19 protein-coding genes are annotated in these 25,568 nt (G+C 71.2%); 9 read left to right on the top strand and 10 right to left on the bottom strand.

Going from position 1 to position 25,568, the window contains the following annotated elements; genetic code table 11:
• The first annotated feature begins 28 nt into the window (after positions 1 to 28).
• On the top strand, positions 29 to 703 hold the full coding sequence (locus ACZ4TG_RS31485) for a response regulator (RefSeq protein WP_468169302.1): 675 nt from the start codon (positions 29 to 31) through the stop codon (positions 701 to 703).
• Between the two features lie 69 nt (positions 704 to 772).
• Here ACZ4TG_RS31485 and ACZ4TG_RS31480 read toward each other — a convergent pair whose 3' ends face one another.
• The 4 genes from ACZ4TG_RS31480 to metH all read right to left on the bottom strand — a co-directional run bounded on the left by ACZ4TG_RS31480 (position 773) and on the right by metH (position 8,836).
• Entirely contained in the window at positions 773 to 2,350 is a 1,578-nt protein-coding gene (locus ACZ4TG_RS31480; RefSeq protein WP_468169299.1) for an ABC transporter substrate-binding protein, read from the bottom strand.
• A 74-nt stretch (positions 2,351 to 2,424) separates the two neighbouring features.
• A complete protein-coding gene (locus tag ACZ4TG_RS31475; RefSeq protein ID WP_468169296.1) occupies positions 2,425 to 4,029 on the bottom strand; it encodes an ABC transporter substrate-binding protein in 1,605 nt (534 codons plus the stop codon).
• A 481-nt stretch (positions 4,030 to 4,510) separates the two neighbouring features.
• The gene (locus ACZ4TG_RS31470; protein WP_468169293.1) at positions 4,511 to 5,212 is read right to left on the bottom strand and encodes an HAD family hydrolase; all 702 of its coding nucleotides are present in this window, start codon (positions 5,210 to 5,212) and stop codon (positions 4,511 to 4,513) included.
• A 111-nt stretch (positions 5,213 to 5,323) separates the two neighbouring features.
• Positions 5,324 to 8,836, bottom strand: a complete 3,513-nt coding sequence (gene metH, locus ACZ4TG_RS31465) for a methionine synthase (RefSeq protein WP_468169290.1) — start codon at positions 8,834 to 8,836, stop codon at positions 5,324 to 5,326.
• 253 nt (positions 8,837 to 9,089) lie between these two features.
• Between metH and ACZ4TG_RS31460 the strand changes: the two genes are divergently transcribed.
• From ACZ4TG_RS31460 to ACZ4TG_RS31440, 5 genes are all read left to right on the top strand, one after another.
• Positions 9,090 to 9,857: an IclR family transcriptional regulator gene (locus ACZ4TG_RS31460; RefSeq protein WP_468169287.1), complete on the top strand. Its 768-nt coding sequence runs from the start codon at positions 9,090 to 9,092 to the stop codon at positions 9,855 to 9,857.
• Positions 9,858 to 10,172: 315 nt separating this feature from the next.
• Positions 10,173 to 10,955, top strand: coding sequence for an MIP/aquaporin family protein (locus tag ACZ4TG_RS31455; RefSeq protein ID WP_468169284.1), 783 nt, complete (start codon positions 10,173 to 10,175; stop codon positions 10,953 to 10,955).
• Positions 10,956 to 11,033: 78 nt separating this feature from the next.
• Positions 11,034 to 12,560, top strand: coding sequence for a glycerol kinase GlpK (gene glpK / locus ACZ4TG_RS31450; protein ID WP_468169281.1), 1,527 nt, complete (start codon positions 11,034 to 11,036; stop codon positions 12,558 to 12,560).
• Positions 12,561 to 12,604: 44 nt separating this feature from the next.
• Positions 12,605 to 14,212: a glycerol-3-phosphate dehydrogenase/oxidase gene (locus ACZ4TG_RS31445; RefSeq protein ID WP_468169278.1), complete on the top strand. Its 1,608-nt coding sequence runs from the start codon at positions 12,605 to 12,607 to the stop codon at positions 14,210 to 14,212.
• A 127-nt stretch (positions 14,213 to 14,339) separates the two neighbouring features.
• Entirely contained in the window at positions 14,340 to 15,347 is a 1,008-nt protein-coding gene (locus ACZ4TG_RS31440) for a PAC2 family protein (RefSeq protein WP_468169275.1), read from the top strand.
• Positions 15,348 to 15,427: 80 nt separating this feature from the next.
• Here ACZ4TG_RS31440 and mshC read toward each other — a convergent pair whose 3' ends face one another.
• From mshC to ACZ4TG_RS31420, 4 genes are all read right to left on the bottom strand, one after another.
• A complete protein-coding gene (gene mshC, locus ACZ4TG_RS31435) occupies positions 15,428 to 16,657 on the bottom strand; it encodes a cysteine--1-D-myo-inosityl 2-amino-2-deoxy-alpha-D-glucopyranoside ligase (protein WP_468169272.1) in 1,230 nt (409 codons plus the stop codon).
• 119 nt (positions 16,658 to 16,776) lie between these two features.
• The gene (locus ACZ4TG_RS31430) at positions 16,777 to 17,571 is read right to left on the bottom strand and encodes an SCO1664 family protein (protein WP_468169269.1); all 795 of its coding nucleotides are present in this window, start codon (positions 17,569 to 17,571) and stop codon (positions 16,777 to 16,779) included.
• Positions 17,572 to 17,576: 5 nt separating this feature from the next.
• On the bottom strand, positions 17,577 to 18,167 hold the full coding sequence (locus ACZ4TG_RS31425) for a DUF3090 domain-containing protein (RefSeq protein ID WP_468169266.1): 591 nt from the start codon (positions 18,165 to 18,167) through the stop codon (positions 17,577 to 17,579).
• Between the two features lie 83 nt (positions 18,168 to 18,250).
• Entirely contained in the window at positions 18,251 to 18,958 is a 708-nt protein-coding gene (locus tag ACZ4TG_RS31420; RefSeq protein WP_468169263.1) for a histidine phosphatase family protein, read from the bottom strand.
• 54 nt (positions 18,959 to 19,012) lie between these two features.
• Here ACZ4TG_RS31420 and ACZ4TG_RS31415 point away from each other — a divergent pair, with 54 nt between their 5' ends.
• Positions 19,013 to 20,005, top strand: a complete 993-nt coding sequence (locus ACZ4TG_RS31415) for a magnesium and cobalt transport protein CorA (RefSeq protein WP_468169260.1) — start codon at positions 19,013 to 19,015, stop codon at positions 20,003 to 20,005.
• Between the two features lie 45 nt (positions 20,006 to 20,050).
• Here ACZ4TG_RS31415 and ACZ4TG_RS31410 read toward each other — a convergent pair whose 3' ends face one another.
• Entirely contained in the window at positions 20,051 to 20,839 is a 789-nt protein-coding gene (locus ACZ4TG_RS31410) for a ferritin-like domain-containing protein (protein WP_468169258.1), read from the bottom strand.
• Between the two features lie 212 nt (positions 20,840 to 21,051).
• The gene (locus ACZ4TG_RS31405) at positions 21,052 to 22,101 is read right to left on the bottom strand and encodes an LLM class F420-dependent oxidoreductase (RefSeq protein WP_468169255.1); all 1,050 of its coding nucleotides are present in this window, start codon (positions 22,099 to 22,101) and stop codon (positions 21,052 to 21,054) included.
• 101 nt (positions 22,102 to 22,202) lie between these two features.
• Here ACZ4TG_RS31405 and ACZ4TG_RS31400 point away from each other — a divergent pair, with 101 nt between their 5' ends.
• Entirely contained in the window at positions 22,203 to 23,195 is a 993-nt protein-coding gene (locus ACZ4TG_RS31400) for an aldo/keto reductase (RefSeq protein WP_468169252.1), read from the top strand.
• Positions 23,192 to 25,525, top strand: a complete 2,334-nt coding sequence (locus tag ACZ4TG_RS31395; protein ID WP_468169249.1) for a helix-hairpin-helix domain-containing protein — start codon at positions 23,192 to 23,194, stop codon at positions 25,523 to 25,525. Before ACZ4TG_RS31400 ends, ACZ4TG_RS31395 begins: the two co-directional genes overlap by 4 nt.
• Positions 25,526 to 25,568: the final 43 nt, after the last annotated feature.

Here is a 25,568-nt window from a genome sequence, read left to right as displayed (position 1 = left end):
GCCGTCGTACGAATTCGAGGTAGACCCCGTGGCGATCCGCGTACTGCTGGTGGATGACCAACCGCTGCTGCGCACCGGCTTCCGGATGATCCTGGAGGCCGAGCAGGACCTGGCGGTGGTCGGTGAGGCCGGGGACGGTCTGCAGGCGCTGGACCAGGTGCGGGCGTTGCAGCCGGACGTGGTGCTGATGGACATCCGGATGCCGCGGATGGACGGGGTGGAGGCGACCCGCCAGATCACCGGCCCGGGGCGGGACGGTCCGGCGAAGGTGCTCGTACTGACCACCTTCGACCTGGACGAGTACGTGGTGGAGGCGCTGCGGGCGGGGGCGAGCGGGTTCCTGCTGAAGGACGCGCCCGCCAATGAGCTGGTGCAGGCGATCCGGGTGGTCGCGGGGGGCGAGGCGATGCTGGCGCCGAGCATCACGCGGCGGCTGCTGGACAAGTACGCGGGGCATCTGCCGTCGGGCGAGGAGAACGTCCCGGACACGCTGGGCACGCTGACCGAGCGCGAGGTCGAGGTGCTGAAGCTGGTGGCCCGGGGTCTGTCGAACGCGGAGATCGCGGCGGACCTGTTCGTGAGCGAGACCACGGTGAAGACGCACGTGGGTCATGTGCTGACGAAGCTGGGGCTGCGTGACCGGGTGCAGGCCGCCGTGTACGCGTACGAGAGCGGGCTGGTGCGCCCGGGCGCCGGGCAGTAGCCGCCGACGACGCCGACGGCCCCCCACCCGTGCGGGTGGGGGGCCGTCGGCGTTGGTGCGGGGCGGTCTCTAGCCCTTGGCGATCTCCCAGAAGCGGAAGACCGTGGAGGCGTCCAGCGACCACTGGAGGCCGGTCACGTTCGGGCGGGTGACGGCGTACTGCTTGCCCTGCCAGAGCGGGAGGATCGGGACCTCGTCGGCGACGATGTCCTGGAGGCGGGTGAAGTCGGTGTTGGCCGCGGTGCGGTCGGACTTCGCGGAGGTCGCCGGGATGATGGTCCCGCTGATCTCCTTGTTGTCGTAGTTGTTGTGCAGCACGTTGTCCGGGCCGAAGAACGGCTGCGTGAAGTTGTCGGCGTCCGGGTAGTCGGGCACCCAGCCCTTCACGTAGACGCCGTACTTGCCGTCCTGGATGTCCTTCTCGTACTGCGCGAACTCGATCGACTTGACGTCGGCCTCGAAGAGGCCGCTGTCGTTGAGCTGCTTGGCGATGAGCTGGAACTGCTGGTCGGTGGAGGGGCCGTAGCGCGTGGGCGTCGAGTACAGGGTGATCTTCACCTTGTCCTTGATGTTGGCCGCGCGCAGGACGGCCTTGGCCTTCTCCAGCTGGGGGCTGCCGCCGTAGCGGTCGAAGAAGGCGGTGTTGTGCGAGGCGATGCCGGCCGGGACGATCGAGTACAGCGGGGTCGCCGTGCCGTCGTAGACCTCCTTGACGAGCGCTTCGCGGTCGATGAGGAAGGCGATCGCCTTGCGGATGGGGAGCTTGCCGGCGACCGGGTCGTTCATGTTGAAGACGAGGTGCTCGACCTCGGCTCCGGTGCCCTGGACGACTTCCACCTTCTGGTCGCCGGTGTTTCCGGCGAGGCCGGCGATGTCCTTGGCGGCGAGGCCGCGGAAGGCGAAGTCGACGTCGCCGCTTTCGAGGACCTTCTTGAGGGCGGCCTGGTCCTCGTTGAAGAACTTCATGGTCACGCCGGTGTTCTTCGGCTTGGCCTTGCCGCTGTAGGACTCGTTGACCGAGAAGTTGGCGGCCTTGTCGCTGATCGAGTCCAGCTTGTAGACGCCGGAGCCGAAGGCCTTGCCGTCGGTGCGGAGCTTGTCGGCCGGGTACTCGGTGTGGTCGACGATGGAGCCCGCGCCCGCTGCGATCTTGCTGGGGAAGGTGGCGTCGGAGTTCTTCAGCCGGAAGATGACGGTCTTCTCGTCGGGGGCGTCGATGCCGGCGATCGAGGCGAGCATGACGGCCGGGCCGTTCTCGTCATTGATCTTCAGCGTGCGCTCGAAGGAGTACTTGACGTCCTTGGAGGTGAGGCTGTGGCCGTTGCTGAACTTCAGCCCGCCGCGCAGGACGCACTTGTAGACCTTGCTGTCGCCGCCTTCGAAGTTGCAGCTCTGCGCGGCGTCGGGCTCCGGTGTGGTGCCGCCCTTGGGGAAGGTCAGCAGGGACTGGAAGACGTTGTTGAAGAGCAGCCAGGAGCCCGGGTCGTAGCCGGAGGCGGGGTCGGTGGCCTTGACCTTGTCGGATATGCCCATGACCACGCCCTTGCCGTTTCCGGCGGCGGAGCCATCCTGCGCACCGCAACCACTGAGCAGCGCGGCGGCGGTGGCGGCGCCGAGCGGGGCTGCCAGCCACTGGTTACGTCTCATCACGCGAACGTCCTTCACAGTCGAACTGTTTCGTTGCGCCGGCCTGCGACACCCGCTGCCGGTTCCTGCCTTGCTCAGCCGCTGACGCCCCGGCCGAGTTCCCACAACTGGAGGTCGGAGATGGCGTTGACCGACCACTCCACTCCGGTGATGCCGTCGCGTGCGGCGACGTACTGCTTGCCCTGCCACAGGGGCAGGACGGGCACGTCCTCGGCGACGATTTCCTGCATCTCCGCGATCGCGGGGGCGGCGACGTTGCGGTCGACCGCGCGCCGGGATTCGGGGATGAGCCGGGTGCGTACGGCGGCGTTGGCGTACGGCGTGCCCAGGAAGTTGTCCTGCTCCAGGAACGGGGCGAGGAAGTTGTCGGCGTCCGGGTAGTCGGGGAACCAGCCGAGCCCGTAGGCGGCGTAGTCGCCCTTCTTCTGGGCCGGCCGGAAGTCGGACCACTCGTTGCCCTGGACGGTGATGTCGAACAGCTGGGTGGAGTTCAGCTGGGTCTTGAGCGCCTCGAACTCGGCGGCCGTGCCGTCGCCGTAGTGGTCGGCGGTGTAGTTCAGGGTCAGCTTGACCGGGGTCTTGATGCCGGCGGCCTTCAGGATGTCGGCGGCCTTGGGGGTGTTGGCCTCGCCGTACTTGTTGAAGAACGAGTTGACGTGGCCGGTCACGGTGGTGGGGACCAGCGAGTACAGGGGCTGGGCGGCCTTCCCGTAGACCTTGGCGATGAGCTGGTTGCGGTCGACCGCTGCGGCGAGGGCCTGGCGCACGGCCTTGTCCTTGACGACCGGGGCCTCGGTGTTGAAGCCGAGGTAGCGGATCTCCAGGCCGGGCAGGGGGACGAGCTTGACGCCCTTGGGGGGCTTCGCGGACAGCTCGGTGATCTGGGCCGGCGACAGGGTGCGGGAGACCATCTGGACGGAGCCGTCGGCCAGTGCCTTGCTCATGCCCGCGGAGTCGGCGAAGGTGCGCAGTTCGACCTTGTCGTTCTGCAGCTTGATGTCGCCCTTGTAGTTCGGGTTCTTGCTGAAGACGGCGCGGACGAGCTGGTTGCCCTTGACCTCGGCCTTCATCGTGTACGGGCCGGAGCCGTCGACGGCGAAGCCGGTGCGGAGCTTCTTGGCGTCGTAGTTCTTCTCGCTGACGATGCCCGCGGCGGGGGTGGAGAGCTTGTACGGGAAGGTCGCGTCGGCGGTCTTCAGGTGGAAGACGACGGTGTCGGCGCCCTTGACCTCGACGGTGTCGAGGGTGGAGAGCAGCGAGGAGGGGCCGTTCTCGTCCTTGATGGCGAGGACGCGGTCGATGGAGAACTTGACGTCCTTGGCGGTGAGCGGGTCTCCGCTGGCGAACTTCAGACCCGGCCGCAGGGTGCAGCGGTAGCTCTCGTTGCCGGTGTCGGTGAAGCGGCAGTCGGAGGCCGCTTCGGGGACGGGCTGTCCGCCGCCGCGCGGGGTGTGCATCAGCGTCTGGACGGTCTGGCGCAGTACGTTCCAGGCGCCGGCGTCGTAGGCGTAGGCGGGGTCGAAGGGGGCGGGGGCGTAGTCGGCGGCCTCGAACCGGTCGGTGGTCCCGACGACGATCGCTCCGGTCCCTGCTCCTCCGCCGGTCGCGCTGCCGCATGCGGACAGCGCGGGGGCGAGCAGGCCTGCGGCGGCCGTCAGCACCATGGTCTTGCGGTTCATGCTGGAAGTACTCCCTCAACCCGGCACTTGCTCAAAGCGGCGTAGAGGGCACTTCGCGGCGTCGCCCGTTCAGGGCGGAACGATCGGGCCGGTGGTGTGACGATCGGTCCACGCGGTACCGGCACAGGGGTGTGTGTCCGGTACGGCTGAGGTGCGGCGCAGTGCCCGGATCGACATTAGTGGCCTGGGACGGGATGGCTGGAACTGGCAGGAGTTGGGGCGTAATCGGACGGTGATGGGCGCGGACTGACCGCATCTGCGGGAGTCTCCGCAGAAGGGGTCAGGAGCTGATCAATCCGGACACAAGGGAAGCCCCCGCGGGGCTCTCGGGCGCCCCGCGGGGGCTTGGCGGGTGACCAAGGTCACCCGGCACAACTGCCCCGACAGGGGATGGAATTTCGGCCTCCGGGGCGGAGGGCGAGAGATCCTCTTGTGGGACCTGGGTCACACCCTCGTTCCGTTCGGCACGCAGCGTATGCGATCAGTTCATCGGAGTGATGAGGGAGCGCAGGAACGAAAGGTCCACGTCCTCCAGCGAGCGGACGATGGTCCGGCCCGGGGCCGGCTCGATCACCCCGACGGAGGGGATGGCCACGACCCGGCAGCCGGCCGCCTCGGCCGCGGCGACCCCGGTGGCGGTGTCCTCGATGACCGCGCAGCGCGAGGGGTGCGCGCCCAGGGCCCGGGCGGCCAGCAGGTACGGGTCGGGGTGCGGCTTGGTCCGGGGCACCTCGTCACCGGCGACGGTCATGGTGAAGCGGTCGCGGCCGAGGGTGAGCAGCACCTGGTCGATGACCCGGCGGTGCGAGGCGGACACCAGGGCGGTGGGCACGTTGTGCCGGGCCAGCTCGGACAGCAGCCGTTCGGCGCCGGGCATCATGGGCACCTGGTCGGCGATCCTCGCCTCGAAGCGCTCGTTGAGCAGCACGCTGAGCTCGGTGAGGCCGATCGCCGCGCCGGTGGCCTCGATCAGGAAGGAGGCGCTGCGGCTCATCGGGCCGCCGACGACGATGTCGCGCCAGGTGTCCTGGAGTACGTGGCCCAGCTCGCTGAAGATCTCCGCCTCGATCTCCCACCAGAAGCCCTCCGTGTCGACGAGGGTGCCGTCCATGTCCAGCAGCACCGCCTGCAGTGCGGAGCCGTCGGCCGTACGGGCGACGGGGGCGGGAACGGTGCTGGTCATGCGCACGCCTCTCGGAGGGGACGAGAAGGCCGGTCACCTCTTCCCCACGGGCGTGCCCGGGGAGACAGGCGACCGGCCTGTATGGGACCGACAAGTGTACGTCGGCCCGCCTCAGCGTGCGTTGAAATACTTCGCTTCGGGGTGGTGAATCACGATCGCGTCGGTGGACTGCTCCGGGTGGAGCTGGAACTCCTCCGAGAGGTGGACGCCGATCCGCTCCGGCTGGAGGAGGTCCGCGATCTTGGCGCGGTCCTCCAGGTCGGGGCAGGCGCCGTAGCCCAGGGAGAAGCGGGCGCCCCGGTACTTGAGGTCGAACATGTCCTCGACCTTGGCCGGGTCCTCCCCGCCGAAGCCGAGCTCGGCTCGGACCCGGGCGTGCCAGTACTCGGCCATGGCCTCGGCGAGCTGGACGGACAGGCCGTGCAGCTCCAGGTACTCGCGGTAGGAGTCGGACTCGAACAGCTTGGCGGTGGCCTCGCCGATCTTCGAGCCGACGGTGACGACCTGGAGGCCGACGACGTCGGTCTCGCCGGACTCCTCCGGGCGGAAGAAGTCCGCGAGGCACAGGCGGCGGCCGCGGCGCTGGCGCGGGAAGGTGAAGCGGGTCCGCTCGTTGCCCGCCTCGTCGAGGATGATCAGGTCCTCGCCCTTGGAGACGCAGGGGAAGTACCCGTAGACGACCGCCGCCTCCAGGAGGTTCTCGGTGTGCAGCTTGTCCAGGAGGCCGCGCAGCCGCGGCCGGCCCTCGGACTCCACGAGCTCCTCGTACGTGGCCCCGCCGGCGCGCGCCTGCTTGAGGCCCCACTGGCCCTTGAACAGGGCGCCCTCGTCGAGCCAGGACGCGTAGTCCTTGAGCGGGATGCCCTTGACCACCCGGGTGCCCCAGAACGGCGGGGTGGGGACCGGGTTGTCGACGGAGACGTCGGAGCGGCCGCCCGGCTCCTCCGGCTCGTCCGCCTGGAGGGCGGGCGTGTCGCGCTTGGCGACGCGGCGCTGCTTGAGCTCGGGCAGGCTGGCGCCGGGGACCCCGCGCTTGACGGCGATGAGGGCGTCCATCAGGCGCAGGCCCTCGAAGGCGTCGCGGGCGTAGCGGACCTCGCCCTCGTAGATCTCGTGGAGGTCCTGCTCGACGTACGCCCTGGTGAGGGCGGCGCCGCCGAGGATCACCGGGTAGTCGGCGGCCAGCTTGCGCTGGTTGAGCTCCTCCAGGTTCTCCTTCATGATCACGGTGGACTTCACGAGCAGGCCGGACATGCCGATGACGTCGGCCTTGTGCTCCTGCGCGGCTTCGAGGATCGCGGAGACCGGCTGCTTGATGCCGATGTTGACGACGTTGTAGCCGTTGTTGGTCAGGATGATGTCGACCAGGTTCTTGCCGATGTCGTGGACGTCGCCGCGGACGGTGGCGAGCACGATGGTGCCCTTGCCCTCGTCGTCGGTCTTCTCCATGTGCGGTTCGAGGTAGGCCACGGCGGTCTTCATGACCTCGGCGGACTGGAGCACGAAGGGCAGCTGCATCTGGCCGGAGCCGAAGAGCTCGCCGACGACCTTCATGCCTTCCAGCAGGGTGTCGTTGACGATGTCGAGGGCGGGGCGGCTCTGGAGGGCCTCGTCCAGGTCGGCGTCCAGGCCGTTCTTCTCGCCGTCGATGATGCGGCGCTGGAGCCGCTCGTCCAGCGGGAGCGCCATGAGCTCCTCGGCGCGGCCCGCCTTGAGGGACTTGGTGTTGACGCCCTCGAAGAGGGCCATGAGCTTCTGGAGCGGGTCGTACCCCTCGGCGCGCCGGTCGTAGATCAGGTCGAGGGCGGTGCCCACCTGCTCGTCGTCGAACCGGGCGATGGGCAGGATCTTCGAGGCGTGGACGATCGCGGAGTCCAGGCCTGCCTTGACGCACTCGTCGAGGAAGACGGAGTTCAGCAGGACGCGGGCGGCCGGGTTGAGGCCGAAGGAGATGTTGGACAGGCCGAGGGTGGTCTGGACGGCCGGGTGGCGGCGCTTCAGCTCGCGGATCGCCTCGATGGTGGCGATGCCGTCCTTGCGGGACTCCTCCTGGCCGGTGCAGATCGTGAAGGTGAGGGTGTCGATGAGGATGTCCGACTCCTGGATCCCCCAGTTCCCCGTCAGGTCCTCGATCAGGCGCTGCGCGATGGCGACCTTGTGCTCGACGGAACGGGCCTGGCCCTCCTCGTCGATGGTCAGCGCGATCAGCGCGGCGCCGTGCTCCTGGGCCAGCCGGGTGACCTTCGCGAAGCGGGACTCCGGGCCGTCACCGTCCTCGTAGTTCACGGAGTTGATGACGGCGCGGCCGCCGAGCTTCTCCAGGCCGGCCTGGATGACGGGAACCTCGGTGGAGTCCAGGACGATCGGCAGGGTGGAGGCCGTGGCGAAGCGGCCCGCGAGCTCCTTCATGTCCGCGACGCCGTCGCGGCCGACGTAGTCGACGCACAGGTCGAGCATGTGCGCGCCCTCGCGGATCTGGTCGCGTGCCATCTCCACGCAGTCGTCCCAGCGGGCCTCCAGCATGGCCTCGCGGAACTTCTTCGAACCGTTGGCGTTGGTGCGCTCGCCGATCGCCATGTACGAGGTGTCCTGGCGGAACGGCACCGTCTGGTAGAGGGAGGACGCGCCGGGCTCGGGGCGCGGGTCGCGGGCGACCGGGCTGAGCGCGCGGACCCGCTCGACGACCTGGCGCAGGTGCTCGGGCGTGGTGCCGCAGCAGCCGCCGACGAGGGAGAGGCCGTATTCGCGGACGAAGGTCTCCTGGGCGTCGGCCAGCTCGCTCGCGGAGAGCGGGTAGTGCGCGCCGTTCTTGCCCAGGACCGGCAGGCCGGCGTTGGGCATGCAGGAGAGCGGGATGCGGGAGTTGCGCGCCAGGTAGCGCAGGTGCTCGCTCATCTCGGCGGGGCCGGTGGCGCAGTTGAGGCCGATCATGTCGATGCCCAGGGGCTCCAGCGCGGTCAGCGCGGCGCCGATCTCCGAGCCGAGCAGCATCGTGCCGGTGGTCTCCACGGTCACGGAGCAGATCAGCGGGACGGAGACGCCGAGCGCCTCCATGGCGCGGCGGGCCCCGATGATGGAGGACTTGGTCTGGAGGAGGTCCTGGGTGGTCTCGACGAGGAGGGCGTCGGCGCCGCCGGTGATCAGGCCCTCGGCGTTGATCTGGTAGGCGTCGCGGATGGTCGCGTAGTCGATGTGGCCGAGCGTGGGAAGCTTGGTGCCGGGGCCCATGGAGCCCAGGACCCAGCGCTGCTGTCCGGTGGCGGCGGTGAACTCGTCGGCGACCTCGCGGGCGATGCGGGCGCCGGACTCCGAGAGCTCGTGGTTGCGCTCGGCGATGTCGTACTCGGCGAGGGCCGCGAAGTTCGCGCCGAAGGTGTTCGTCTCGACGCAGTCGACGCCGGCGGCGAAGTACTCCTGGTGCACGTTGCGCACGATGTCGGGGCGCGTGACGTTCAGGACCTCGTTGCAGCCTTCGAGCTGCTGGAAGTCCTCGAGGCTGGGGTCCTGCGCCTGGAGCATCGTTCCCATGGCTCCGTCGGCGACGACCACTCGGGTGGCGAGCGCCTCTCGGAGGGCATCGGCCCGGGTCTGGGTGTCTGCGGGCGGGTTAGGCAACGAGGCCATGGCTGAGCTCCCTGGGATGCGACGGCTGTCGGCTTTGCACCCCCCCTGTGTCAAGGGTGCACGCGGTCAGGGTAACCGCGTGGCAGCAACCCCGGTGGGGTCGTCCCACGTGGCGGACTGCATTCTGTGCGCGGGGGTCCGGCGGGGGTGTCCTGATCGACGCTGGCCTGAAGTCTTCCCCACCGCATGCACAAGGTCGACATCGACCGATAGTGTTCAGCATTGTCGAACTACGTCAGCAGGAGGCTGCGCGATGGCACGGAACATCCAGTCGCTCGAACGAGCCGCTGCGATGCTGCGGCTCCTGGCGGGCGGCGAACGCCGGCTGGGACTGTCGGACGTGGCCACGTCCCTGGGCCTGGCCAAGGGGACGGCGCACGGGATCCTGCGCACCCTGCAGGCCGAGGGCTTCGTCGAGCAGGATCCGGCCTCGGGCCGCTACCAGCTCGGCGCGGAGCTGCTGCGCCTGGGCAACAGCTACCTGGACGTGCACGAGCTGCGCGCCCGCGCCCTGGTGTGGACGGACGACCTGGCCCGGGCGAGCGGGGAGAGCGTGTACGTGGGCGTGCTCCACAAGAGCGGGGTGCTGATCATGCACCACGTGTTCCGGCCGGACGACAGCCGTCAGGTGCTGGAGGTGGGGGCGATGCAGCCGCTGCACTCCACGGCCCTGGGCAAGGTGCTGTCCGCGTACGACCCGGTCGCGCACACCGAGGCCGTGGAGGTGGAGCGGGAGGCGTTCACGCCCCGCACCGTCACGGACCCCGTCGGCTTCGAGGAGATCCTGGACCTGACCCGGGCCCGGGGCTGGGCCTGCGACGTGGAGGAGACCTGGGAGGGCATCGCCTCGGTGGCGGCGCCGATCCACGACCGGCGCCGGATGCCGGTGGGCGCGGTGGCCGTCGCGGGAGCCGTGGAACGGGTCTGCGGTGAGTCCGGTGAGCCCCGTGCGGCCCTGGTCGCCTCGGTCCGGGACTGCGCCCGGTCGGTTTCGCGCGACCTTGGCGCGGGCCGGTTCTGACCTTGCTTTGACCGCATCCCGGTCGATTCGGGGCGGCATCCCGGTGTATTCCGCCATGTTCCGACCATCGGATGGCTGGATTTGGTTGATCGCACCTAGTGGTAACGATCCGACTCTTTGACCTGGTCAACCCTTGACGCGTTCTTCACCTGGGCGGAAAACTGCCGTTCATCGGTCGGCATTGTCGAACACCTACCGGCAATACGCGTTAGGGTGTGACGAGGCCAAGGACCGGTGCAGCACTCACCGAGTGCGTGGACCACCGGAGGGACCCGGTGTCCGCCCACCCCTGGACGTAAGACAAAGGAGTCGCGGGTGTCCAGCTCCGACATCTTCATCGGCGAGACCATCGGTACCGCCCTGCTCACACTGCTCGGTGGTGGCGTCTGCGCCGCCGTCACGCTGAAGAGCTCCAAGGCCCGCAACGCGGGCTGGCTCGCGATCACCTTCGGCTGGGGTTTCGCCGTACTGATCGCCGCCTACGTCTCCGCGCCGCTCTCCGGCGCCCACCTCAACCCCGCGGTCACCGTCGGCCTCGCGGTCAAGGACGGGGACTGGAGCAACGTCCCGGTCTACTTCGCCGGCCAGCTGCTCGGCGCCATGCTCGGCGCGGTCCTGATGTGGATCACCTACTACGGCCAGTTCCGGGTGCACCTGTCGGACCCGGAGCACATCCGGGACGCCAAGCTCGGCCCGGAGGACCCGCACCCGCACGACGTGGCGGGTCCGGTGCTCGGGATCTTCTCCACCGGTCCGGAGATCCGCAACACCGTCCAGAACCTCGCGACCGAGATAATCGGCACCGCCGTCCTGGTCCTGGCGATCCTCACCCAGGGCCTCCAGGACGACGGCAAGGGTCTCGGCGTCATCGGCGTCCTGATCACCTCCTTCGTGGTCGTCGGCATCGGCCTCTCGCTGGGCGGTCCGACCGGCTACGCCATCAACCCGGTCCGCGACCTCGGCCCGCGCATCGTGCACGCCCTGCTGCCGCTTCCCAACAAGGGCGGCTCGGACTGGGCATACTCCTGGATCCCGGTCGTCGGCCCGCTCGTCGGTGCCGCCGCTGCCGGTGGTCTGTACAACATCGCGTTCGCCTGATCAGCATCGGCACGTATCGCAAGATCCGCACCGCCCACCTGATTCCGCCTACTTAGAGACCTGCCAGGAGCAGCCACCATGACCAGCAGCACCGGCCCCTTCATCGCCGCGATCGACCAGGGCACCACCTCCTCCCGCTGCATCGTCTTCGACCGCGACGGCCGCATCGTCGCCGTCGACCAGAAGGAGCACGAGCAGATCTTCCCGAAGCCGGGCTGGGTCGAGCACGACGCCACCGAGATCTGGACCAACGTCCAGGAGGTCGTCGCCGGGGCCATCGCCAAGGCCGAGATCACCTCGGCCGACGTCAAGGCCGTCGGCATCACCAACCAGCGCGAGACCACCGTCCTGTGGGACAAGAACACCGGCGAGCCGGTGCACAACGCGCTGGTCTGGCAGGACACCCGCACCGACGCCCTCTGCAAGGAGCTCGGCCGCAACGTCGGCCAGGACCGCTTCCGCCGCGAGACGGGCCTGCCCCTCGCGTCGTACTTCGCCGGCCCCAAGGTCCGCTGGCTGCTCGACAACGTCGAGGGCCTGCGCGAGCGCGCCGAGGCCGGCGACATCCTCTTCGGCACCATGGACTCGTGGGTCATCTGGAACCTCACGGGCGGCGCCCAGGGCGGTGTGCACGTCACCGACGTCACCAACGCCTCGCGCACCATGCTGATGAACCTGCACGAGCTGGCCTGGGACGAGCGCATCGCGGAGTCGATGGGCGTCCCGCTCAACGTGCTCCCCGAGATCAAGTCCTCCGCCGAGGTCTACGGCCACGTCAAGGACGGCGTCCTCGCCGGCGTCCCGGTCGCCTCGGCGCTCGGTGACCAGCAGGCCGCGCTGTTCGGCCAGACCTGTTTCGCCGAGGGCGAGGCGAAGTCCACGTACGGCACCGGCACGTTCATGCTGATGAACACCGGCGACAAGATCATCAACTCCTACAGCGGCCTGCTGACCACGGTCGGCTACCAGATCGGCGACCAGAAGCCGGTCTACGCGCTGGAGGGCTCCATCGCCGTCACCGGCTCGCTCGTCCAGTGGATGCGCGACCAGATGGGCCTGATCAAGTCCGCGGCCGAGATCGAGACCCTCGCCTCCTCCGTCGAGGACAACGGCGGCGCCTACTTCGTGCCCGCCTTCTCCGGTCTGTTCGCCCCGTACTGGCGCTCCGACGCCCGCGGTGTGATCGCCGGCCTCACCCGGTACGTCACCAAGGCGCACATCGCCCGTGCCGTCCTGGAGGCCACCGCCTGGCAGACCCGCGAGATCACCGACGCCATGACCAAGGACTCGGGCGTCGAGCTCGCGGCCCTCAAGGTCGACGGCGGCATGACCTCCAACAACCTGCTGATGCAGACGCTCTCGGACTTCCTGGACGCCCCCGTGGTGCGCCCGATGGTCGCCGAGACCACCTGCCTCGGCGCCGCCTACGCCGCCGGCCTGGCCGTCGGCTTCTGGCCCGACACCGACGCCCTGCGCGCCAACTGGCGCCGCGCGGCGGAGTGGACCCCGCGGATGCCCGCCGAGCAGCGGGACCGCGAGTACAAGAGCTGGCTCAAGGCCGTGGAGCGGTCCATGGGCTGGGTCGACGACGAAGACGCCAGCTGACCGCACGGCCGGCGCAATCGACGAGCAAGTAGGAGTCAATCGATATGAGCAGCCCGCAGAGCGTTCCCGCACTGGGCACGCACCCGACCGCCGGTTCGAACGCGAGCCGCGCCGAGACCCGTGAGCAGCTGGCGAAGGCCACGTACGACCTGCTGGTCATCGGCGGTGGAATCCTGGGCACCTCGGTGGCCTGGCACGCCGCGCAGTCGGGTCTGCGGGTCGCCATGGTGGACGCCGGCGACTTCGCCGGCGCCACCTCCTCCGCCTCCTCCAAGCTCGTCCACGGCGGCCTGCGCTACCTGCAGACCGGTGCGGTCAAGCTGGTCGCCGAGAACCACCACGAGCGCCGGGTGCTGGCCAAGGACGTGGCCCCGCACCTGGTCAACCCGCTCACGTTCTACCTCCCGGTGTACAAGGGCGGTCCGGTCGGCGCCGCGAAGCTGGGCGCGGGCGTGTTCGCGTACTCGGCGCTCTCCGCCTTCGGCGACGGCATGGGCAAGGTCATCTCCCCCGCCCGTGCCGCCGCCGACAACCCGGGTCTGAAGACGGACAACCTCAAGGCCGTCGCCGTCTACTACGACCACCAGATGAACGACTCCCGCGTGGCCGTCATGACGGTCCGCGCGGCCGTCGAGTCGGGCGCGGTCGTCCTGAACCACGCCGAGGTCACCGGTCTGCGCACGACGCGCGGCCGGGTCTCCGGCGCCGAGCTCAAGGACCGTCTCGACGGCACCGAGTTCGGGGTCGACGCGCGCGTCGTGCTCAACGCCACCGGCCCGTGGGTGGACCACCTGCGGCGCATGGAAGACAAGCACTCGATGCCGTCGATCCGCCTGTCCAAGGGCGCGCACATCGTGATGAAGCGCAAGTCGCCGTGGAAGGCCGCCATGGCCACCCCGATCGACAAGTACCGCATCACTTTCGCCCTGCCGTGGGAGGACCAGCTGCTCCTGGGCACCACCGACGAGGTGTACGAGGGCGATCCGGCGGACGTGCGCGCCACCGAGGCCGACATCCAGCAGATCCTGGACGAGGCGGCGTTCTCGGTGAAGGACGCGGACCTCGACCGCTCCCTGATGACCTACGCCTTCGCGGGCCTGCGGGTGCTGCCCGGCGGCCCCGGCGGGGTCGAGAAGGCCAAGCGCGAGACGGTGGTCTCCGAGGGCGCGGGCGGCATGCTGTCGGTGGCCGGCGGCAAGTGGACCACGTACCGCCACATCGGCCGCGTGGTGATGGACAAGCTGGCGAAGCTCCCGGGCAGCCCGCTGACCGAGGACATGGAGCCGGTGAAGTCCCTGGTGCGCCGGATCGCGCTGCCCGGCGTCGCCAACCCGAACGCGGTGGCGCACCGGCTGCTGGTGGACCGGGAGCCCGGTACGCGGATGGACCCGCTGACCGCCCGCCACCTCGCCTCGCACTACGGCTCGCTGGCCTTCGACATCGCGCGCCTCGCGAACGAGGACCCGGCGCTCGCCGAGCGCATCCACCCGGACGGTCCGGAGATCTGGGCGCAGGTCGCCTACGCCCGTGACAACGAGTGGGCCGAGACGGTCGACGACGTGCTGCGCCGCCGTACGACGGTGACGGTCCGCGGCCTGGACGACGACTCCGTGCGCACCCGCGTGGAGGAGATGCTGGCCCGCAAGGCATAGCTGCCTCGGCGGGTGGGCAGAGGGGCGGTTCCGAGGGGAACCGCCCCTCTGTCGTGGGCTGTGGTTGGTGTCGTATCAAGGCTTAGGCTGACCCACGTACGCAAGGGAACTTCGGAAGGAGACCTGGGTGATCGAGCTTGAGGGCGTGCCCGAGCTGATCGACCCGGTCATGGTGGCCGCGTTCGAGGGCTGGAACGACGCGGGTGACGCCGCCTCCGGTGCGGTGACGCACCTGGACCGGGAGTGGAAGGGCGAGGTCTTCGCGGCTCTGGACGCCGAGGACTACTACGACTTCCAGGTCAACCGGCCGACGGTGTGGCTGGACAACGGGGTCAGGAAGATCACATGGCCGACGACCCGGCTGTCCGTGGTGCGGATCGGCGGCGCGAAGCCGCGCGACCTGGTGCTGGTGCGGGGCATCGAACCGTCCATGCGCTGGCGGTCGTTCTGCAACGAGATCCTGGGCTTCGCCCATGAACTGGGCGTGGAGATGGTGGTCATCCTGGGCGCCCTCCTCGGGGACACCCCGCACACCCGGCCGGTGCCGGTGAGCGGTGTCACCTCGGACGCCGACCTGGCGCGGACGATGGACCTGGAGGAGACGAAGTACGAGGGCCCGACCGGGATCGTGGGCGTGCTCCAGGAGGCCTGTACGCACGCGGGCGTCCCGGCGGTTTCGCTGTGGGCGGCGGTCCCCCACTACGTCTCCCAGCCGCCCAACCCCAAGGCCACGCTGGCCCTCCTCAACCGGCTGGAGGACCTGATCGACATCCGGATCCCGCTGGGCGAACTGCCGGAGGACGCGCGGGCCTGGCAGCTGGGCGTGGACCAACTGGCCGCCGAGGACAGCGAGGTGGCGGAGTACGTCCAGACGCTGGAGGAGGCCCGGGACACCGCGGACCTGCCGGAGGCCTCGGGGGACGCGATCGCCCGGGAGTTCGAGCGGTACCTGCGGCGCCGGGACCCGTCGGCCGGTCCGACCGCCACCGACCCGGCGGACGGCTCGTACCTGCGGGACACCTCCAGCGGCCTGACGCGTCCGCCGAAGCGGAAGCCCGAGCCGGAGGCGGGGCCCGGACCGGCCGAGGAGCCGCCCGCGGACGCGCCGGACGAGGGCGAGTCCCCCGAGGCGTAGGCGTTCCCCCGCCCCGGGCGGGAACGACCGGTGCCCCCGACCCGGCAGGGTCGGGGGCACCGGTCGTTCGGCGGGGGTGCCTACAGGGCCACGCCCAGCAGGGCGTCCACGGTGCGCGAGACCAGGCCCGGGGCCGACTCGTCGTCGCCGTCCGTGGCGATCTGGAGTTCGACCCAGCGGTCCACGGCGGCCAGGGCCGCCGGGGCGTCCAGGTCGTTCGCCAGAGCCTCGCGGACCTCCTCGACCAGCGTGTCCGCCGCGATGCCGTCCGGGCGGGAGACGGCCGCGCGCCAGCGCTCCAGGCGGGCGACCGCCTCGCTGAGCACCTCGTCCGTCCACTCCCAGTCGGCCCGGTAGTGGTGCGCCAGCAGCGCCAGCCGGATCGCGGCCGGGTCCACGCCGGAGCGGCGCAGCGCGGAGACGAAGACCAGGTTGCCCTTGGACTTCGACATCTTCTCGCCGTGCAGCGCGACCATGCCCGCGTGGACGTACGCCTTGGCCATCGGGAACTCGCCCGTCAGCACCTGCGCGTGCGAGGCACCCATCTCGTGGTGCGGGAAGGCCAGGTCGGAGCCGCCGCCCTGGATGTCGAAGCCCATGCCCAGGTGGTCCAGGGCGATGGCCACGCACTCGATGTGCCAGCCCGGCCGGCCGCGGCCCAGCGAGCCGCCGTCCCAGCTCGGCTCGCCCGGGCGGGCGGCCATCCACAGCATCGGGTCGAGCGGGTTCTTCTTGCCGGGGCGCTCGGGGTCGCCGCCGCGCTCGGCGGACAGCAGCCGCATGGCCTCGGCGTCCAGGTTGGAGACCTGCCCGAAGTGGGCGTCGGACTCCACCGAGAAGTAGGTGTCGCCGTCCAGGTCGTAGGCGGCGCCCGCCTCCCGCAGCCGCTCGACCAGCGGCACGATGCCGGGTATGGCCTCGACGGCGCCGATGTAGTGCCGCGGCGGGAGCATGCGCAGGGCGGTCATGTCCTCGCGGAAGAGAGCCGTCTCCCGCTCGGCGAGCTCGGTCCAGTCCTCGCCGTCACGCAGCGCCCGCTGCAGCAGCGGGTCGTCCACGTCCGTGACGTTCTGGACGTAGTGGACCTGCCGCTTGTTGTCGAGCCACACGCGCTGGACGAGGTCGAACGCGTTGTAGGTCGCCGCGTGACCGATGTGGGTCGCGTCGTACGGAGTGATGCCGCAGACGTAGATACGGGCGACGGGACCGGGGTCGAGGGTGATCGTCCCCTGGGTCGCGGTGTCGTGGATCTGGAGGTCGCGGCCCTTGCCAGGAAGGGCGGGGACCTCAGAAGCGGGCCAGGCATGCATGCATCGAGACTAACCGGACGGGTGTTCCGGAAACGAACCGGACCTGCACTGTTGGCTTGATCAGCGCTCTTGCGGTCCGGCCGGTTCTGTGCGTGCGCGGCTGCCCCGCCCCGCCCGGCTCAGACCGGCGGCCAGGGGATCGCGGGCCACTGCCCGGACGGCTTCGGGTGCGTCCCGGTGCGCAGCAGGAGGGCCACACGGCCCCGTACGGCGTCCAGCTCCGCGGCCGTGATCAGATCGGCCAGCCGGGTGGCGAGCGGGCCTCCGTCGGCCAGCTGGGCCGCCAGGGAGGCGAGGACCGACCGGGCCTCGTCCGTCAGCGGCTCCCCCGCCCACCCCCAGAGCAGGGTGCGCAGCTTGTCCTCGGTGTGGAAGGTCACCCCGTGGTCGATGCCGTAGAGCCGCCCGTCGGGGGCGGGCAGCAGGTGGCCGCCCTTGCGGTCGCCGTTGTTGATCACGGTGTCGAGGACGGCGAGCCGGCGCAGCCTGGGGTCGTCGGCGTGGACGAGCAGGGCGGTGCGGCCCTCCCCGACCTCGGCGAAGGCGACCGGCTTCCAGCCCTCCCCCGCCTCCTCGCCCTCGACGAGCGCGAGCAGCTCGGCCTCCGGCGATTCTCCGGCGTCGATCCAGTGCTGGACCATGCCCTCTCCGTACGGGCCGTCGCGCAGCACCGTGGCGGGTACGAGCCCCCAGCCCGTGGCCTCGGAGACCAGGTAGGCGGCGCGTTCGCGCTGGGCGAGGTTGCCGTCGGGGAAGTCCCACAGCGGCCGCTCGCCCTTGACCGGCTTGTAGACGCAGTCGGCGCTCTCGCCCTCGTGCGTCACCGTGCAGAGCAGCACGGCGTTGGAGGCCTCGGCGATCCGGCCGCGGACGGTGAGCTCACCCCGTGTGAGCAGCTCTTCGATCGGGGTCACGGCGGTCACGCCTGGCGCCGGTAGCCGTTCTGGCGGGGACACACGTGTCCTTCGGGGTCGAGTGGCAGGCTGCACAGCGGGCACGGCGGCCGGCCGGCGTTGACCACGTCCAGGGCCCGCTTGGCGAAGGCCCGGGCCTGGGCTCCGGAGAGGCGCACGCGGAGCATCGGCGGGCCGTTCTCCTCGTCCTGGAGCAGGCGTTCCTCCGCCTCGGCTAGATCCTCGTCCGAGTCGGCGTCGAGTTCGACGAGAGCCTGGGCCTCGACGATCATCCGCTGCTCCTCGCCGTCCCAGGCGAGCGCCATGGTGCCGACGCGGAACTCCTCCTCGACCGGGACGTCGAGGGGTGCGGTGTCGGCGGCCTCGGTGGAGGCGACTACGGGCACGGGCGCGTTGCCGCCGGTGCGCCGTACGACCTCGTCCAGCAGCTCGTCCATCCGCTCGGCCAGCGCCGCGACCTGCGTCTTCTCCAGGGAGACGCTGGTGACCCGGGGGCCCGCGGAGGCCTGCAGGAAGAACGTACGGCGTCCAGGCAGACCGACCGTACCGGCCACGAAGCGGTCCGGCGGGTCGTAAAGGAACACCTGACGGGGCACGTCCAGTCTCCAAGTCTCGGCAGCGGGGTGAGGGGCGGTGCTGTGCACTTGTGTTGGCCCGTCCACCCTACTGCGCCGTTCGATCAGGCCGCGCCCGCGCCGCCGCCCACGACGGCGTTCCCACCGGCTTCGGGGTCTTCGGGGGCCTCGGGGGATTTGCGGGGGATGAGCGAGCCGAAGTCGCCGGTGTCGCCGAGCCGGAACAGGAACGGCCGGGTCGGGGTGTAGCGGATCGCGGTGACCGAGCACGGGTCGACGTGGACGCGCTGGAAGAGGTCGAGGTGCATCCCGAGGGCGTCAGCGACAAGGGACTTGATGATGTCCCCGTGCGAGCACATGAGGAAGACGGCGTCGCTGCCGTGCTCTTCCTCCACCCGCGCGTCCCACTCGCGTACGGCGTCCACGGCGCGGGCCTGCATGGCGCGCATGGACTCGCCGCCGGGGAAGGCGGCGGCCGAGGGGTGCTGCTGGACGATCTTCATCAGTGGTTCGTCGGAGAGTTCGGAGAGTTTGCGGCCGGACCAGTCGCCGTAGTGGCACTCCCCGATCCGGTCGTCGGTGTGCAGCGTCAGCCCGGGCCGGGCCGCGAGCAGCGGGGCCAGGGTCTCCTGGCAGCGCTGGAGGGGGCTGCTGACGGCTGTGGCGATGGGGACGCCGGCGAGCCGTCCGGGCAGCGCGGCGGCCTGTTCGGCGCCGCGTTCGTCGAGGGCCACTCCCGGGGTCCATCCGGCGAGCAAGCCTGCGGTGTTGGCGGTGGACCGCCCGTGTCGTACGAGGATCAGCGTGGCCATGGAGCCACCCTATGCCGTGCCCCTGGTGTGCGGGCGGGGCGTGGGCAGGGAAGAATGCCCCGCGTGATTGTCGACTGCGCGATGTACCGGGACGGCCGCCGCTCCGAGGCTCCGGAGGACTTCTCCGATGCCCTGGACGAGGCGCGGGCCTCCGGGGACGCGTTCGTCTGGGTCGGCATGCACGAACCGACGGAGAAGGAATTCGAGCACGTCAGTGCGGAGTTCGGGCTGCATCCGCTGGCGGTGGAGGACGCGCTGAGCGCGCACCAGCGGCCGAAGCTGGAGGTGTACGACGACTCGCTCTTCGTCGTCCTCAAGCCGGTGGAGTACGACGAGGCCACGGACACGGTGAGCGCGGGCGAGCTGATGGTCTTCATCGGGGACTCGTTCGTGGTCACGGTGCGGCACGGCGAGGGGGCCGCGCTGGCCGCCGTACGCCGCCGGCTGGAGCAGGAGCCCGACGTGCTCAAGCACGGCCCGACGGCGGTGCTGTACGCGGTGTCCGACGCGGTGGTGGACCACTACATCGAGGTGGCCGCCGAGCTCCAGGCGGACCTGGAGGAGCTGGAGGCGGACGTCTTCGCCCCGAACGCCACGGACACGAAGAACACCGCCGCCCGGATCTACGGCTTCAAGCGGCAGGTGCTGGAGTTCCGCCGCTCGACCAGTCCGCTGCTCCAGCCGATGGACCGGCTGGCCTTCGGGAGCGTGCCGTTCGTGCACGAGCACGCCCAGCCGTTCTTCCGCGATGTCGCCGACCACCTGACCAAGGCGAACGAGTACATCGAGGGCCTGGACCGGCTGCTGTCGGACGCCCTGGCGGCGCATCTGGCGCAGATGGGCGTCCGGCAGAACGACGACATGCGCAAGATCTCCGCCTGGGCGGCGATGGCGGCCGTACCGACGATGGTCGCCGGGATCTACGGGATGAACTTCGACCACATGTGGGAGCTGCGGCAGAGTTGGGGCTACCCGGCGGTGCTGGTGGTCATGGCGGGCCTGTGCCTCGGTCTGCACCGGATGTTCAAGCGCCGCGGCTGGCTGTAGCGCCGCCCGGTCCGGACGGGCGGCCCGGGCGGGCCCGGACGGCGGTCAGGCGAATTCGGGGGTGGTGACCGGTGCGCCGCCCAGCGCGTCGCGCCGTTCGGGCGTGCGCAGGGCGACCATGCGGTGCCAGCCGCTGAAGCGCTCGTACGCGTGCATCGCGCGGATGCCGGCGGCGAGCGCGGCTGCCTTGGGCGCGGGCCAGTCCAGCAGCCGCCCCATGTGGGCCATGACGGCGAGGCTCACGTCCCGGTAGACGCCGATCTCGGCGAGCGCGCTGGTGCGCAGGGTCCGGTGGATGGTCCGGCCGTGGCCCCGGCGGGCCAGGCGCAGGAGTTCCTCGTGGCAGTAGGCGAGGTGGTTGTCCTCGTCGTGGCTGATCATGCGGATGGCCCTGCCGAGTTCGGGGTGGTCCCCGAAGCACTTGACCAGCATGACCATCTGGTCGGCGGCGCGCTGTTCGGTGACCCGGCTGTGCGCGAGGTAGACGACGATGTCCTCCTCGGTCAGCGGTTCGTCGCGGCGCAGCTTGTCGTGCGCGAGGCCGATGCCGCGCCGCTCCAGCAGCATCGTGTAGTCGGTCTCGGGCGGGACGGGCACGGCGGGCAGGCCGCGCTTGCGGAGCAGGGCCTGGAAGATCCGGCCGTGCTTGTCCTCGTCGGCGCCGTGCCGGGTGATCTTGGGCGCGAGATCGCGCATCCCGGGCGGGACGAGGGCGGCGATCCGGGCGTTCTCCCAGCCGCCCTGTGACTCCCCGCTGGCGGCGATGGAGCAGAACAGCTGGAAGGAGTCGTCGTGGTCGACGATCTCCTGGAACAGGCTGCGGGCAGAGAGCATGTACCGAGTCAAATGGGGATGTGCCGGTCAGGCAACCGATACGTCGCGCGACTCGGCCGAATGAACGAAACGAAGGCGGCGGCCCCAGGGCGTAACCCCGGGACCGCCGCACGCGTTGTTGGCTGTGTCGGCCGTGGCGGGGAAGACCCCCCGAGCCCCCACCACGGCCGCAGGCTTCAGGGCCCTCCGCCTTCGCGCGTCTTCAGGCGTCTTCAGGCGAGGCCCGCCAGTTCCAGGGCTTCCGTGCCGGCGCGCAGGGCCGTGAGCCGCTCGTCCAGGGTGAATCCGGCCGGGGCCAGCGTCAGCGTCGTGACCCCGGCCTCCGCGTAGGCCCGCATCCCGTCCGCGATCCGCTCCACCGAGCCCAGCAGGGTGGTCGAGTCGATCAGCGAGTGCGGCACTGCGGCGGCCGCGCCCGTCTTGTCGCCGCCGAGGTACTTCTCCTGGATCTCGGCGGCTTCCTTCTCGTAGCCCATGCGCTGGGCCAGCTGGTTGTAGAAGTTCTGCTTCGGGCTGCCCATGCCGCCGACGTACAGGGCGGTGTACGGGCGGAACATGTCCGCCAGGGCGTTCACGTCCTCACCGATGGCCAGGGGCACGGTCGGGCAGACGTCGAAGCCGTCCATCGTCAGGCCGGCCTTCTCGCGGCCCGCGCGGATGTGCCGCAGCGCGGTCTCCTCCAGGTGCTCGGCCGCCGGGAAGATCAGCAGGGCGCCGTCGGCGATCTCGCCGGTCTGCTCCAGGTTCTTCGGCCCGATGGCGGCGATGTAGAGCGGGATGTGCTCGCGCTCCGGGTGCACGGTGAGCTTGATCGGCTTGCCGGGGCCGCCGGGCAGCGGAAGGGTCCAGTGCTGACCCTCGTACGAGAGCCGCTCGCGGCTCATGGCCTTGCGGACGATCTCGACGTACTCGCGGGTCCGGGCGAGCGGCTTGTCGAACTTCACGCCGTACCAGCCCTCGGAGACCTGCGGTCCGGAGACGCCGAGGCCGAGGCGGAAGCGGCCCTTGGTGAGCGAGTCCAGGGTGGCGGCGGTCATGGCCGTCATGGCCGGCTGGCGGGCCGGGATCTGGAAGATGGCCGAGCCGACATCGATCCGCTCGGTCTGGGCCGCGACCCAGGCCAGCACCGTGGCCGCGTCGGATCCGTAGGCCTCGGCCGCCCAGCAGACGTCGTACCCGAGGCGGTCGGCCTCCTGGGCGACGGCGAGGTTGTCGGCGTCCATGCCCGCACCCCAGTAACCGAGATTGATGCCGAGCCGCATGTGTCGTCCCCTTACCGGTTTACCGATCAGTAACGTAGGTCTGCGGGGGACTGTAGCGCGCCCCGGTCCCCCGCGTCAGTGCCCCAGTAGTCTCAGCGCTCATGGAGCAGAGGCATCTCGGCCGCACCGGACTGCGCGTCTCCCGGATCGGCCTCGGCACCTTGACCTGGGGACGGTCCGCGGAGGGACCGGACGAGGCGGGCGCCGCCGAGCAGTTGAAGACCTTCTGGGAGGCGGGCGGCACGCTCGTCGACACCGCGGACGTGTACGGGGGCGGGGAGGCGGAGTACCTCCTCGGGCAGCTGATCGACGGGCTGGTACCGCGGCGGGACCTGGTGATCGCGACCAAGTCGGGCTCGGTCCGGGATCCGGACCGGCGCTCCGACTGCTCGCGGGGCCACCTGCTGGACGCCCTCGACGACTCGCTCGGCCGCCTCGGGACCGACTACGTGGACCTGTGGCAGGTGCACGCCTTCGACCCGGCGACCCCGCTGGAGGAGACCCTGCAGGCCCTGGACCTGGCCGTCAGCAGCGGCCGCGCGCGGTACGCGGGGGTGGCCGGGTTCAGCGGCTGGCAGCTGGCGAAGGCGGCGACCTGGCAGCTCGCGGCGCCGGGACTGCGGACCCGGCTGGCGTCGACCCAGATGGAGTACTCCCTCCTCCAGCGGGGCGTGGAGCGGGAGGTGCTGCCGGCGGCGCTGGACCTGGGCGTCGGCCTGCTGCCTTCCTCGCCGCTGGGCCGGGGGGTGCTGACGGGCAAGTACCGGGAGGGCGTCCCGGCCGGCTCCCGGGCGGCGTCGGAGACCCTGGCCGCCTTCGTGGACCCGTACCTGGACGATGCGGCCGGGCGGATCGTGGACGCGGTGGTGACGGCCGCCCGGGGGCTGGCGGTGACCCCGCTCGAAGTGGCGCTGGCGTGGATCCGGGACCGGCCGGGGGTGGTCGCGCCGATCGTCGGCGCGCGGACGTCGGCGCAGCTCGGGGCGGCGCTGTCGGTGGAGGCCCTTAGTCTTCCGGAGGAGATCTGCCAGGCGCTGGACGATGTTTCGGCGCCCGTGCACCGCTACCCCGATCAGGACTGGAGCACGCTGTGAGTACGGACCGCCATGCCGCCGAGCCCGCTGCCGCGGATGAACTGGCCGCCCCCGGCCCGGAGGGCAAGGCCGCGGACGGCTCCGTCGGCTCCCCTGAGCCGGCTGAGGGGGCGGTGCCGGACGGTGCCGGTACCGGTTCGGATGCCGGTACGGGGAGTGCAGTTGACGCCGGTACCGAGGCCGGCTCCGAGGCCGATTCCGTCGGCGTCGAAGACCTTGCCGAGCCCGATTCGGAGCCGGACGCCGATGCCGACACCGATGCCGACGAGACCGGGGCCGAGACCGGGGCCGGCGGCCCGGAGGACGAGTCGGGGGCCGAGTCGGACGACCCCGTGACCGATGGCGAAGGCGGGGCCGCGGAGGGGGCCGCGGCTGCGGGCGACGGGGACGCCGCCGCGCCCGTGCTCAGCGAAGCGGCGGCGGAACTGGCCGCGCAGAAGGTCGAGCGGGAGCGGATCGCCCGGCGGAAGGCCGAGCGGGAGGCCCCGATCGAGGCCGGGGCGAAGCTCCAGGGGAAGGCCGCCGATCTGCTGGCCGCCGTACGGGCCGTGGAGAGCGGCGCCGAGCCCTCCCCCGTGTACTTCGACGACGCCCCGGCCGCGCCGCGCCCGGCTCCGGCCGCCGCCGCTCCCCCGCAGCCCCGCACCCCGGCGCCCGCCCCCGCGGCCGCCGTCGGCGACGTGGACGCCGTACGGGCCGTGCTGGCCCGCGGTGGCGCTCCCGAGGCCCTGGCGGTGCAGGCCGCCACCGCGCTCGGTGAGGGCGCCGCCGAGCAGCTCACCGAGGACCCCTGGCGGCTGCTCGCGGTGGCCGGTGTCCGCCCGGCCCAGGCCGACGGCTTCGCCCGGGCCCTGCTCGGTCCGCAGGCGGGCCCCGCCGACGAGCGCCGCAGCGCCGCCCTGGTCGGCTGGCTGCTCGCCCAGGCCGCCCTCAAGGGACACACCGCCCTGGAGGCCCCGGTCCTGGAGAAGGCCCTGTCCCAGTACGGAGTGCCCGACCCCGGCCAGGCCCTGGAGGTGGCCATCGGCGACGGCTCGGTGCTGGTGTTCCACGAACTGCTCGGCCCGCCCGTGGCCGAGGACGAGGAGCAGCCCGTCCGGGTCCTCGTGGGCCTGGAGGGCTGCGCGCTGGCCGAGGAGAGCCTGGCCGACGGGCTGGCCCGGCTCGCCAACACCTTCGGCGGCGCCGCCGACTGGGACAAGGCCGCCACCGGTCCGGGCGCCGAGCTGATCCGGGCCGCCGCAGGCCACGGCCTCGTCACGCACACCGGCGGCGAGGCGGCCCGCGCCGAACCGCTGGCCCTGCTCGCTGCCGCCCGGGAGTTCGGCCTGCGGGCCTGCCTGGCCGCCCACGCGCCGCACGAGGGCGCCGTCACCGTGGCGGGCCTGCTCGCCGGGACCGAGGGCCCCGGGCGGGACGCCGACGGGCAGTTCGCACTGGACCTGCTCATCGTCCTGGACGCTCCGCAGCTGGACGTGGAGACCGCGGCCGCGCTGGTGGAGTCGGTGCCCGACGGCGCCCGGCTCGTGCTGTCCGGGGACCCCGGCGTGCTCGGGTCGGCCGGGCCCGGGCGGGTGTTCGCCGATGTGCTGGCCGCCCGCGCCTTCCCCCAGCTGGTCTCCCGCACCCCCGACCCCGGGCCCATCGGCGAGCTGGTCTCGGGGGTCGGGATCGGGGAGCTGAACCAGGTCGACGCCCCCGGCAAGGAGGTCGTCATCGTCCCGGTGCGCGACGCCGGGGAAGCGGTGCACCGCACCGTCCAGCTGGTGGCGGAATCGGTGCCGCGCGCCTTCGGCATCCCGGCGGACGGCGTGCAGGTGATCACCCCGGGCCACGGCGGCTCGGCGGGCACCCGGGCGCTGAACGCCGCCCTCAAGGAGCGGCTGAACCCGGGCCCCGGCCGGTTCGGCGGCTTCGACCCCGGCGACCGGGTCGTCCACGTGCCCTCGCCCGGGCGGGCACTGCCGGCCCGGGTGGTGTCGGCCGATGGGCAGGGGCTGCACCTGGACGCCGAGGGCGTACGGGTGGTCGTGGCGAAGGACCGGGTGGAATCGCAGGTGCGGCACGGCTGGGCGGTGACCGCGCACCAGGCCGTCGGCGCGCGCTGGCCGGCGGTGGTCGTCGTCCTGCCGGGTGACGCGGCGGAGGCCCTGTCCCGGGACTGGGTGTACACGGCGTTCGGCCGGGCCGAGCGGCACCTGTCCGTGGTGCACGGCGTTGACCAGGCGCTGCCCCGCGCGGTGGCCGAGGTGCTGCCGAAGCCGCGCACGACCCGCCTGACCGGCCTGCTGGGAACCCTGGTGGCCGCGGCCCAGGCCCGCCCGGAGTAACAGCCGGGTGTACGCAAGCGCGCCCCCGCCCGGGACCGGGCGG

It is taken from the genome of Streptomyces sp. NPDC028314 (assembly GCF_055565795.1).
This window is presented reverse-complemented; position numbering and strand designations above follow the sequence as displayed.

Bases quoted from the DNA above. Each gene is read 5' to 3' on its own strand.
- ACZ4TG_RS31475 (WP_468169296.1), bottom strand. From the start codon at position 4,029: ATGAACCGCAAGACCATGGTGCTGACGGCCGCCGCAGGCCTGCTCGCC.
- ACZ4TG_RS31445 (WP_468169278.1), top strand. From the start codon at position 12,605: ATGAGCAGCCCGCAGAGCGTTCCCGCACTGGGCACGCACCCGACCGCC.
- ACZ4TG_RS31410 (WP_468169258.1), bottom strand. From the start codon at position 20,839: ATGCTCTCTGCCCGCAGCCTGTTCCAGGAGATCGTCGACCACGACGAC.
- glpK (WP_468169281.1), top strand. From the start codon at position 11,034: ATGACCAGCAGCACCGGCCCCTTCATCGCCGCGATCGACCAGGGCACC.
- ACZ4TG_RS31405 (WP_468169255.1), bottom strand. From the start codon at position 22,101: ATGCGGCTCGGCATCAATCTCGGTTACTGGGGTGCGGGCATGGACGCC.
- ACZ4TG_RS31460 (WP_468169287.1), top strand. From the start codon at position 9,090: ATGGCACGGAACATCCAGTCGCTCGAACGAGCCGCTGCGATGCTGCGG.
- metH (WP_468169290.1), bottom strand. From the start codon at position 8,836: ATGGCCTCGTTGCCTAACCCGCCCGCAGACACCCAGACCCGGGCCGAT.
- mshC (WP_468169272.1), bottom strand. From the start codon at position 16,657: ATGCATGCCTGGCCCGCTTCTGAGGTCCCCGCCCTTCCTGGCAAGGGC.
- ACZ4TG_RS31480 (WP_468169299.1), bottom strand. From the start codon at position 2,350: ATGAGACGTAACCAGTGGCTGGCAGCCCCGCTCGGCGCCGCCACCGCC.
- ACZ4TG_RS31470 (WP_468169293.1), bottom strand. From the start codon at position 5,212: ATGACCAGCACCGTTCCCGCCCCCGTCGCCCGTACGGCCGACGGCTCC.
- ACZ4TG_RS31415 (WP_468169260.1), top strand. From the start codon at position 19,013: ATGCCCCGCGTGATTGTCGACTGCGCGATGTACCGGGACGGCCGCCGC.
- ACZ4TG_RS31420 (WP_468169263.1), bottom strand. From the start codon at position 18,958: ATGGCCACGCTGATCCTCGTACGACACGGGCGGTCCACCGCCAACACC.
- ACZ4TG_RS31400 (WP_468169252.1), top strand. From the start codon at position 22,203: ATGGAGCAGAGGCATCTCGGCCGCACCGGACTGCGCGTCTCCCGGATC.